This is a genomic window from Sphingomonas yabuuchiae, assembly GCF_014199595.1.
GTDB lineage: Bacteria > Pseudomonadota > Alphaproteobacteria > Sphingomonadales > Sphingomonadaceae > Sphingomonas > Sphingomonas yabuuchiae.
This window is the reverse complement of sequence record NZ_JACHNX010000024.1, coordinates 26,853-34,842: the sequence shown is the minus strand read 5'-3', so window position 1 is coordinate 34,842 and position 7,990 is coordinate 26,853. Positions and strand designations below refer to the sequence as shown.

At 64.1% G+C, this 7,990-nt stretch carries 7 protein-coding genes and 2 pseudogenes; 2 read left to right on the top strand and 7 right to left on the bottom strand.

What is annotated here, in order from left to right; all coding sequences use genetic code 11:
• Window positions 1–94: 94 nt before the first annotated feature.
• Window positions 95–435, bottom strand: a pseudogene (locus GGQ89_RS20115) (transposase); the annotation flags it as partial.
• 279 nt (window positions 436–714) lie between these two features.
• Between GGQ89_RS20115 and GGQ89_RS17600 the strand changes: the two are divergent.
• Window positions 715–1,475: pseudogene (locus tag GGQ89_RS17600) on the top strand (DDE-type integrase/transposase/recombinase); the annotation flags it as partial.
• Between the two features lie 62 nt (window positions 1,476–1,537).
• Here GGQ89_RS17600 and GGQ89_RS20110 read toward each other — a convergent pair.
• The 6 genes from GGQ89_RS20110 to GGQ89_RS17570 form a co-directional block, all read right to left on the bottom strand.
• Window positions 1,538–1,987, bottom strand: a complete 450-nt coding sequence (locus tag GGQ89_RS20110) for a replication initiator protein A (protein WP_240456321.1) — start codon at window positions 1,985–1,987, stop codon at window positions 1,538–1,540.
• Window positions 1,984–2,436: a hypothetical protein gene (locus tag GGQ89_RS17590; RefSeq protein ID WP_184106634.1), complete on the bottom strand. Its 453-nt coding sequence runs from the start codon at window positions 2,434–2,436 to the stop codon at window positions 1,984–1,986. Before GGQ89_RS17590 ends, GGQ89_RS20110 begins: the two co-directional genes overlap by 4 nt.
• 512 nt (window positions 2,437–2,948) lie before the next feature.
• Window positions 2,949–4,151, bottom strand: coding sequence for a replication initiator protein A (locus GGQ89_RS17585; protein WP_184106633.1), 1,203 nt, complete (start codon window positions 4,149–4,151; stop codon window positions 2,949–2,951).
• Window positions 4,152–4,227: 76 nt separating this feature from the next.
• Window positions 4,228–5,277 carry a ParB/RepB/Spo0J family partition protein gene (locus GGQ89_RS17580; RefSeq protein ID WP_184106632.1) on the bottom strand — a complete coding sequence of 350 codons (1,050 nt, stop codon included), beginning with the start codon at window positions 5,275–5,277 and terminating at the stop codon, window positions 4,228–4,230.
• Between the two features lie 59 nt (window positions 5,278–5,336).
• Entirely contained in the window at window positions 5,337–6,527 is a 1,191-nt protein-coding gene (locus GGQ89_RS17575) for an AAA family ATPase (RefSeq protein WP_184106637.1), read from the bottom strand.
• Between the two features lie 246 nt (window positions 6,528–6,773).
• Complete coding sequence (locus GGQ89_RS17570) at window positions 6,774–7,511, bottom strand: glutaredoxin family protein (protein ID WP_240456322.1); 738 nt, start codon at window positions 7,509–7,511, stop codon at window positions 6,774–6,776.
• A 43-nt stretch (window positions 7,512–7,554) separates the two neighbouring features.
• Here GGQ89_RS17570 and GGQ89_RS17565 point away from each other — a divergent pair, with 43 nt between their 5' ends.
• Complete coding sequence (locus GGQ89_RS17565; RefSeq protein ID WP_184106631.1) at window positions 7,555–7,989, top strand: MerR family transcriptional regulator; 435 nt, start codon at window positions 7,555–7,557, stop codon at window positions 7,987–7,989.
• The last annotated feature ends 1 nt before the right edge of the window (window position 7,990 follow it).

Here is a 7,990-nt window from a genome sequence, read left to right as displayed (position 1 = left end):
CGTCGCCATAATGCCGCACCGGTGCCTGCCACAGTGCCGCACCTGTGGCTTGCGCATCACCTCGTCAGCAAGGCGGGGAACACCGGACGCTTACACGCGAGCGGCCGATCGCCTGGATCTGGCGCCCCCTTTTCCGCCGAAGGCCGCGCGTTGCGCCTTGATGTAGGTGCTGTCAATCGCGGTACTCTTCGCGACCACGCCAGCATCCACCAGCCCGTCCAGCAGCTTGAGCCAGAAGCCACGGCGCTACCAGTGGTTGAACCGGTTGTAGATCGTCGTGGATGGCCCGTAATCGGCCGGGCAGTCGCACCAGCGACACCCGACCTTCAGCATATGCACGATGCCAGAGATCACCCGCCGGTCGTCTACCCGCCGGGCACTGGGCTGGTTCTTCGGCAGATGCAGCTCGATCGCCGCCCACGCTTCATCCCACAACTGAGTAGCCCCTAGAGCCTCGAGCGTGAAGCAGGAATCAGGGAGGATTCCACTTGACCAGGGAATGTAATTCACCCTGCCTTGGAGGTGGATCATGGGTCGAGGCTATTCAGGTGATTTACGGGACCGGACAGCAGGTCATGTGTCGGCGGGGCGTTCCTGCCGGGCGGCAGCTCGCCACTTTGGGGTCAGCCCGAGCTGCGCGATCAAGCTGATGCAGCATGTAGCCAAGACGGGATCGGCGACGCCGGGTCGCCAGGGCCGTCCGTCTGGGGCGGGCAAAGTGGCAAGGTCTATGGCTACCGCAAGCTGCACGACGCCCTGCTGGATCACGGCGAAACCTGCTGCCCGAACCGGGTTGCCAGGTTGACCAGACCGGCGGGCACCAAGGCGCAGATCGGCTATAAGCGCCGGCCCGGCAGCCACGGCGGCAAGCCGTCTCTGGTGATCGACAACACGCTGGACCGCCAGTTCGACGTTGCTGTGCCGGACCGGGCCTGGGTGATGGACATCCCCTACATTCGCACCCTGGAAGGCTTCGCCTATCTGGCGGTCGTGGTCGACCTGTATTCCCGCCGCGTGGTGGGCGGAGCAGCCCAAGGTTCCGACGGGCCGAAGGACCGTTGGAATGGCTGCGGAGGGTGGTCGATGCAGAGCCGACAGACCACCATGTGGTACTGCAGGCACTGCACATGGGGGTGTAGCGGCGCAAGCCGAAGCAACGGGTGCTGATCCACTCCAACCAAGGCTCGCAGTTCACCAGCATGGCGTGGGCTGGCTTCATCCGGGTCCACAACCTTGAGCACTCGATGAGCCGACGCGGCAACTGCCATGACAATGCTGTCGTCGAGAGCTTTTTCTCCTCGCTCAAGCGCGGGCGCATCCGGCGCTGCACCTATAAAACCCGCGAGGAAGCTCGGCAGGACGTGTTCAATTACGTCGAGATGTTTTACAATCCTGTACGCAAGCAGGTCAGGAACGGGATGCTGTCGCCCATCGCGTTCGAACGGCAGCAGGTCTTGAAGGCGGAAGGCGTCTAGAAAACTAGGGGCTACTCAGTCCCTGTCGCGGAAAACAAGTCGTGCGTGGTAAAGATGAAGTCCTACTCCACCTCTGCGCCGCGCTCGATCTTTCCGGCCATCAGGCGGGCGATGTAGAGCATGATCTCCTTATCATACATGGGCGCTACCGCCTTGGTCGCGGGGCGGCCCTCAATCGCAACATTGGCGTGTGCATAGATCAGTAGCTTTGCCCAGGCAGTCTTGCCGAGTGCGAAAAAGGGAACGGCCATCAACGAACGCTCGCTGTGGATCTCGCTGGTCAGCTGGCTGTTGAGGTAGAGGAGGGCGCGTTGTTGGTGCTGCGCTAAGTAGGCGGAAGCGGTGTCTTTGGGAGCGGCGAAGTAGGTGTTTGCGCCATGTTTGAATTCATACTTGGAAACACGAAATTTGGGGATGGGAAGCAGGCCAACACAGCGGAAATATGATCGGGGCTGGTGACGATTCGTGCTTTCGAGTATGAATTGACCCACCCGGAAAGTCCCGCCGTTCAAGGGAAGAGATCGCGGACAGCGCCGCCCCGGAAGCGATTACGCAAGCGGCGCCGACGATGCTCCCCGGCATCGTGGCGCATGTGGCAGGACTGGCATAGTGCGGCCAGATTACGCAGGCGGTTGTCACCGGGATCGTGGTTAAGGTGCGCGCTGGCCAGGACCACGTGCGTCCGGCGGAACGGCAGGGGCGGTGCAATGCCGGCCAAGCCGGGCTGCGCGCGGATCATGGCGGTAGGGCTGGGTAGCGCCCTTACCCCCCTGCCCCGGCTGTCGCGCCAGCGGGCGCGGGAGTCGTCCCACCAGGTTCCGTCGCCCAGATGCACGATGTCGCGGCCGTGGGGTCGTCCGCAATGCTCGCACCGCCCCTTGGCGCGGTTGAAGCGGATCAGGGCGGACAGCTCGCGCCAGTCGATCGGGTAGAGCCAGCGATGTTCGCGTGCGATCGGCATGGCCCTTTGTGAATCGATACGCGGCGAACCCAAAGCGAAAAGGGGACTGATTCAGAAAACTCATCAAGCTCTTCAAAAAAACTCAAAAAACATATCCCTTCGGTTAGAACGTTAGATGAGAATTAAAGGGTTAAGCCGTGTTTTCCACAGGCTAAAGTATGGAATTTGCTAGCGTTTTTCTGGCCTTCGCGTTCCCGACATATCGACTATCTGTCCCCGAAATATCGAGATGGGCGTTCCCGATGTATCGCCCAAGCGTTCCGAGAGTATCGTTGCCCGTTCCCGATATATCGAAAAGGCGTGACGGATGCCGCTGGAGCGGGTCGGATTGAATCAGTTTTCGACCGATCCCGCGTGGTGAGGTTCAAAGTGGCGGCCCGTCGGAACAGGCGATCGCGGAGGTCATCGAACACCCGATATTTCGGGAACGCATATGGGTTGCGCATCCTCGCCGCATCCAGATTTTAGCGGCTAAAATGTCGGCGAGGGGGCTTCATTCCCCTCCCCTGTCGTCAGCGGAGCAGGTGCCGGTTCTTGGCGTCGAAGCGGCGGACATAGCCGATAAAGGCGTTCTGATAGCTGACGGGCGTGCGGGCGGGATCGGCCTCGACCCAGGCTTTGAATTCGGCGTGGAGGGTCTGATAGTCCCAGCCTGGGCATTCGGACCGTAGCAGCGCCAGCGTCGCGTCGGTGATCTCGCCGAAGGTCGAGCGGGTCGACAGGCTCTTGACGCTGCGGCGGATCAGCGCGCTGGCATCCAGATCGCGGTCAGCCGGGGGTGGTGGAGTGTCCTCCGGCGTCGGTGCCTTGGGAGGTGGCGCGGCAGCGACCTTTGGCTTTTTCCTGGACGCAGGCGCGGCTGGCGCGGCCCCCTCCCCTTCCGCCCGGCGACGCATCCGGAGGCTCGGCTCGCGCTTGCCTTCGGCCTGTTCGAGCGTCAGGGCATAGCCGGGCAGCTCGTTGCGTTCGGCGATCTTGGCGATCTCGAACTTGAAGCGGCGATATTGCCCCTCGGCTCCCGATTTCTCGAACAGGGTCGGCATGGAGATGGCGAAGCCCCCCTCCCCTGCCCCGCCGGCATGTTTGCGCGCGACCTTGTATAGCCAGCGCTCGCGGCCGCCCGAAATGTCGAAATAGGCGCGGTCGATCGACAACACGCCCCCCGTCATCATCACGCCCTCATAGAACCAGCTCGACAGCTCGATGGTCATGCCGCGCGAGCGTTCGGTCTTTTCGTCGACCAGTTGCGTCCAGCCGTCGAGCCAGCTGAACGTCGCCTCGCGCCGGTTTTCGGCGCGAATATTGGTCTTGACCGTGGTCGACACCAGCCGGTCGAGCGCCTGGCCGAGCAGCTCATAGGCACGCCCCGTCGGCTGGCGCCCGATCGCGCGAAGCAGGTCATAGGGCATCAGGTGCAGCTTGCGCGGTACGTCGTTGATCCCCCGCCGCGCCATGTCGGCCAGCATCGAGGCGCAATAGATCAGGATGTCAGCGTCCCAGATCGTCGCCATGCCGTAATCAGGATTGCCCGACACATGCACCCACAGCTTGCCGTCGGGCGAGCGATAGTCGATCGGCTTGACGCGTTTCGACTTGGCCAAGCTGAAGAAGGGCCGCTCCATCATCTCCCGCTGGTCGCGCAGCGGCAGGTCGGCGAGATAGGGCAGGAACAGCTCGAACTGTTCGGCCGATCCGTCCTTGGGCTTGGTGCTCATGCATCGTGACCCGGATGCGTGTTTCCCCGGGGAAACACGTAAGGTGGCCGGACGGCGTTGTTTCCCCGGGGAAACATCAGGGCTGAAGCCCCCTGCCCGTCTGCTCGAGATGCGCCAGCGCGCCGCGCAAGGCCTTTACAATTTCCTCGACATCCGCCCCCGAACCGGCATGCAGCCGCACCGTCACCCCCTGTCGGTTCACCGATTGCACCGACAGAACGGGGCGGCCATAGCGGCTGTGATAGCTGTAACGCTGCGGTTCGCCGTCCTCGCCCAGCATCATCTTGCGCGCGGTCAGCAGGCGGTGGAGCACCTCGTTGGCCGGGATGGGCGGCTTGCCGTCCTCGCGCCGTTCGGCCTGTTGGCGCGCGATATACTGGGCCACGCCGATAATGGCGGGCGCCTCCATGGGGTCCTGCATCGCCTGGGCCAGCGCATAGCCGGGCTTGAGCTGCACCTCATGCGGCGAGGCGAAGGCGCCGACCACCTCGTCGGGCAGCGCGGCAACCTTCAGCATCTTGGACAGCCAGCCCTTTGACAGCTTCAGCCGCTCGGCCATGCGGGTCTGGTGGTTGCCATAATGGGTGGTCAGCGCGGCCAGGTAATTGCGCGCCCGCTCGAAATCCGAGACATCGGCGCGTGCGCGATTCTCGAGATCGGCGAGGCGGAACGCGGCCTCGTCGTCGAGCTGCGCGACCTGCGCCACGAAGACCATGTCGGGATAGCTGTTGGCGCGCAGCCAGCTGATCGACCAGTGGCGCCGGGTGCCCGCGATCACTTCGTAATCATGATCGGGGTCGCCCTCGATCCGGCGGACCACGGCGGGGACCTTCTGGCCCCCTTCGGCGATGATCGAGTCGATCAGCTCGCGGCAATGCGCCTCAGTCAGCAGGTCGTAATTGCGGGCATTGCCCGGCCAGATCTTTACCCGCGCGGGGTCGAGCAGCAGCTGTGTGACCTGCCGCACCTCGCCGCTGGCGACGCGGGCGAGCGCGGACTCGCGCCCCAACAGTGTCGTGCCACGACTGCGTTCCGCCACGGCCTCGCGAACCGGGGTGGGGGAGGGGGCGTCGCCCTCTTCCTCCGCCAACAGGGCCGCCAGATAATCGGATTGTTTACGCGCCATCTTATGCCTCCCGCCCGGAACATAGGCAGAACATTATCATGTAGGAAAGGGGGACTCGATCAAGCCGCCGCATGGATCACCGCTTCCTCGCTGGCGGGTTCGACCCGGCCCCAGCTCTGGCGGACCAGCTGCTCGACCTGACGCATCGCCTCATCCAGATTGGCGCGGCAGCGTTTGTGGGTCTTGGGCGTGCCGATCGGTTTTTCCAGTTCATAGACGGTCATCATCCGCATCGCGGCATGGCTGATCTCGGCCGACTCAAGGATCGGCACGGGGAGGAGCGCGGGGCCGAAGCTCTGCTCCATGATCGCGCGGACCATGGCGTGGCTGGGGTCGTTGCCGTCGAACTTGGAACAAATCAGCCGGACGAACTGGTAATCCACCTCGATCCCAGCGCCGGTCAGCTGGTTGAGCACCTGGTCCATCATCGACAGGAACTGGACCGTCGAACAGAAATCGGGTGTCGTTGCGGCCATCGGGACCAGCAGGGCATTGGCCGCCTGCATCACTGCCAGACTGATCGTGCCCAGGGCAGGGGGCGGATCGAGCAGCACCACGTCGTAATTGCGCGCGAGATCGGCCAACCCGCGCTTCAGCTTGCGGAAACGTGCCGCCAGCACTGACCCGCCATCGCTGCCCGCCGCGGCCAGCTCATATTCGACGTCGAACAGTTCGAGGTTGGACGGGATCAGGTCGACATTGGGCCAGGGCGTCGGCTTGACCGCATAGGCCAGGTCGGTCTGGGTCGGGTCGATCGACAGATACGGATAGAGCGTCTCTTCGCGCGTGACGTTGAAATGCGGGTTGAAGCCGAACAAGGTCGTCGTCGTCGCCTGGCTGTCGCAATCGACGACCAGCACGCGGTAGCCCTGTACCGCGAAATAATGGGCGAGGTGGGTGGTGACGGTCGACTTGCCGACGCCGCCCTTGAAGTTCTGGACCGCGATGATCGCGGGGATATCCAGCGGCGCACGGGCCGGGGAGGCGCCCAGCACCTCGCGCATGTGGAGCAGTTCCTCGACCGTATAGCCCTGGCGACGGCCATTGTCGGTCGTCGGGGCAGGGGGGAGGCGGCCATCCTCCTCGGCCATGCGGATGCGGTTGGTCGAACAGCCGAGCAGCTGTGCGGCCTCGGCGATGCCGAAGCGGACGTGCAGGCCCTTGCGGCTTTCGGGCAGGAACGCCTTGCGCCGTAGCCGCTCGATCATCCGCTCCCCCGCGTTCGCCAGATCGCCGATCTGGGTCAGCATTGCATGATCTTCTGCCACTCGCGCACCCCTTGAAGCTTTTGCGCGTGGTTAATGGCAAAGTTCATTCAATCGGGCAAGGTGGAGTGGGGTGAGCGATGTTTCCCCGGGGAAACTTATTCCTCCCCGGCACGGGGAGGGGGACCAGCGCAGCTGGTGGAGGGGGGCTTCCCCACAGGACATTCCTTGCGGCACGCCCCCTCCACCACCGCTTCGCGGCGGTCCCCCTCCCCGTGCCGGGGAGGATCATCAGGACACCACCATCCACACCGCCATCCCGATCATCATCAGATTCTCGGTCAGCGACAGGAAGCCCAGCGGCACATTGCTCGATCCCCCGACACAGGCGCATTTGAGCTCGCGCCGATCGATATAGACCGCCTTGATCACCGACACCGTACCGATGCCCCCGATGAACAGCGCGATCGGCACCGAGGCCCATCTTGCCACCCCCGCGATCATCAGCACCCCGGCCAACGCCTCGGCAAAGGGATAGACATAGGAATAGGGCACCCAGCGCTTGGCGAGCAGGTCGTAGTTGAGAAACATGGTCGCGAAGCTCTCGACATTCTGGAGCTTCAGGAGGGCGAGGACTGCCATGCTGAACGCGACGAACCACTCGGCCGCGCGCATCGTGAGGGGGGTGGCATAGACCGCCTGGCTGGCCGCCAGCGCCATCAGCGCGGTCATGGCAAAGAGCGCCGCGACCGGGCGATAGCTGGTCGCCTTGGGATCGGGCACATGCTTGCCGAAGAAACGGCGCAGATCGTCATAGCCACCGACCCGCTCGCCCCCGACGAAAGTCTGTGGCGTGGTCTTCACGCCGTGTTCGGCCTTGAAGGCGTCGGTCTCCTCGCGCGTGCGGAGCCAGCGGTCGTCGACCTCATAACCCTGTCGGCGGAGCAGATCCTTGGCCTTCAGGCCATAGGGGCAGGTGTGGGTGGGCATCACCATGCGGTACAATATGGCTTTGCGGGCGGCGGCCATGGGGCTTCTCCGGTTGCGATCCCGGCTATATGGCATCCGTACCATGGTACGGAGTCAAGACGTGGGTGAGTGGACGCCACAATGGACGATCGCCGGATTGGCGCGCGAGGGCGGGGTGGGGGTGGAGACGATCCGCTATTACCAGCGGCGCGGGCTGATGCCCTTGCCCGAACGCGTGCCGGGGCCGGGCGGGGCAGGGGGTATCCGCCGCTATGGCGAGGCGGATGTGAGGCGGTTGCGCTTCATCCGTTCGGCGCAGGAAGCGGGCTTCACGCTGGAACAGATCGGCGAGCTGCTGGCGCTGGATGCGACAGACGACCGGGCGCGGGTGCGGGAACTGGCCCAGACGCGGATCGCCGCGCTCGATGCGCAGATCGCAGGGTTGCAAAAGGCACGGGGGGCGCTGGCGCATCTGGCAGGGGAATGCGGGAGCGGCGGGGAGGGGCCGTGCCCGATCCTGATGTCGTTCGAGGGGTAAA

Coding starts and splice junctions, on each gene's coding strand:
- GGQ89_RS17590 (WP_184106634.1), bottom strand. CDS start 2,436: ATGCCGATCGCACGCGAACATCGCTGGCTCTACCCGATCGACTGGCGC.
- GGQ89_RS17585 (WP_184106633.1), bottom strand. CDS start 4,151: ATGAGCACCAAGCCCAAGGACGGATCGGCCGAACAGTTCGAGCTGTTC.
- GGQ89_RS17580 (WP_184106632.1), bottom strand. CDS start 5,277: ATGGCGCGTAAACAATCCGATTATCTGGCGGCCCTGTTGGCGGAGGAA.
- GGQ89_RS17575 (WP_184106637.1), bottom strand. CDS start 6,527: ATGCTGACCCAGATCGGCGATCTGGCGAACGCGGGGGAGCGGATGATC.
- GGQ89_RS17570 (WP_240456322.1), bottom strand. CDS start 7,511: ATGGCCGCCGCCCGCAAAGCCATATTGTACCGCATGGTGATGCCCACC.
- GGQ89_RS17565 (WP_184106631.1), top strand. CDS start 7,555: ATGGTACGGAGTCAAGACGTGGGTGAGTGGACGCCACAATGGACGATC.